Origin of the sequence: Lacticaseibacillus manihotivorans DSM 13343 = JCM 12514 (assembly GCF_001435035.1) — a bacterium.
Taxonomy (GTDB): Bacteria; Bacillota; Bacilli; order Lactobacillales; family Lactobacillaceae; genus Lacticaseibacillus; species Lacticaseibacillus manihotivorans.
On the sequence record NZ_AZEU01000233.1, the window covers coordinates 1 to 1,692 of the forward strand.

1 protein-coding gene is annotated in these 1,692 nt (G+C 44.7%); it reads left to right on the top strand.

Features of this window, described 5'->3' with window-relative positions; translation table 11 throughout:
• Positions 1 to 66: 66 nt before the first annotated feature.
• Positions 67 to 1,587, top strand: a complete 1,521-nt coding sequence (locus FD01_RS12240; protein ID WP_056964555.1) for a DUF2075 domain-containing protein — start codon at positions 67 to 69, stop codon at positions 1,585 to 1,587.
• Positions 1,588 to 1,692: the final 105 nt, after the last annotated feature.

Genomic DNA, 1,692 nt, shown 5'->3' on the forward strand with positions numbered 1-1,692 from the left:
CCCGTGTGAATCGTGGGATTGCGCTGCTTTTTTGAAATTCTATGAATAATCCAGGTCAATAAATCGATGACCCTCGACATTGAAAACCAACTGATGCTTTATTTGTCCGGCTCCGAAACAAATTATCGCCTGATGAACTTACGTACCAATCCTCAAGGTAGCTATTACCCAATGAATGAGAAGAATCAGATTTTCTCTCAAATTTGGCGGAAACTTCATCACCTTGATCCGGACATTTTCCCGGTTGAACGAGCCATTTTGGATTCCGCTTTATTCAAGGCCTCCCCTTTTCACACGTTGACTGCTAGTCAACGAACTGCCCGCACGACGATTCTCGACCGGATTCAAGTCGCTTTGAAAAACAATCAGCGTGGCCAACTGATCATTATCCAAGGTGAAGCCGGTTCAGGCAAAACAGTCCTCCTCAGTAGTTTGTATTATCAGTTAATGACCACCTTAGATAAACATGGTGATGTGCAGGACCTTGTTTCCGCTAATCAACGTCTGAATGCAAAGTTGATGGTCAATCACGATCAACAATTTACCGTTTACCAACAAATCATGACTAAACTAGGTCTGTACACTGAGGAAGGCGATCAAGTCAACAAGCCCACGCACTATATCAACGTCACTTCTGATAAGGATGAAGATTCGCTGATTGATGTTGCCTTGGTGGATGAAGCACATCTGCTTTACACCCAAGGCAAACAAGCATATAAAGGTAAAAACCAACTTGACGATTTGCTTGAACGATCCCGCGTCGTTGTCGCAGTCTTTGACCCATACCAGGTCTTGGCAACCAATGGCTATCGAACGCAAACACAATTCAAAGAGCTTGCTGATCATGCTGAGGCTAATGGCAACTTGATCACCTTAACCCAACAGATGCGCATGGACGCAGGACCCGAAACACTCCAGTGGATCGAAGATTTTGTGTTTAACAACCAAATCGACGCGATACCACAAGCAGATGCCAAGAATTATGATCTGCAAATTTTTGATTCACCAGCCACACTGCAGTCGGCCATCCGTGCAAAGAATAAAGACCAAGAGCATGGCCTTTCTCGCATGTTAGCCACTTTTGACTGGCCATTTGTTCAAAAAAAGCATCCTAAAGATCAAAAAGATAATATGTGGCATGTTTCAATTGGCGATTGGTCCATGCCATGGAACCTTCAGATCAAGGTCAATGATAAACGTCAGGCTCGTCGGAATGCAAAACTCGCTTGGGCAGAGCAACCACAAACCATCGATGAAGTCGGTTCAACGTTCACTATCCAAGGATTAGACTTAAACTATGCCGGCGTTATCCTTGGCCCATCTGTCGGCTACGAAAATGGTCAAGTCGTGGTTCACCCAGAAAATAGTGCCAACAAGAACGCCACACAGAAGCGTTCAATGGGAAAGAAAAAGCAAAGTGTTGCCTTGGAGTTACTCCGAAATGAAGTGAACGTACTTTTGACTCGCGGCGTACATGGATTGTATATCTACGCTGTTGATCCGGCGCTTAGAAATGCGCTTATGCTTGCGGCCGCATCGCCGATGCAAAGTCGCGTTGCCGAATCAATCAAAAAATTGCACCGGTAAGCACCAATTTCCAATTTATTATACACAAAGCGGGGACACTGTAAAAAAGTGGGTCTAAAATTTTTGGTGTTGAAGAGCACTTCAACGCCGGAAGTTTTAGGCCTT

What these genes read in the sequence shown, in the direction of transcription:
- FD01_RS12240 (WP_056964555.1), top strand. Translation starts at nt 67, where the DNA reads ATGACCCTCGACATTGAAAACCAACTGATGCTTTATTTGTCCGGCTCC.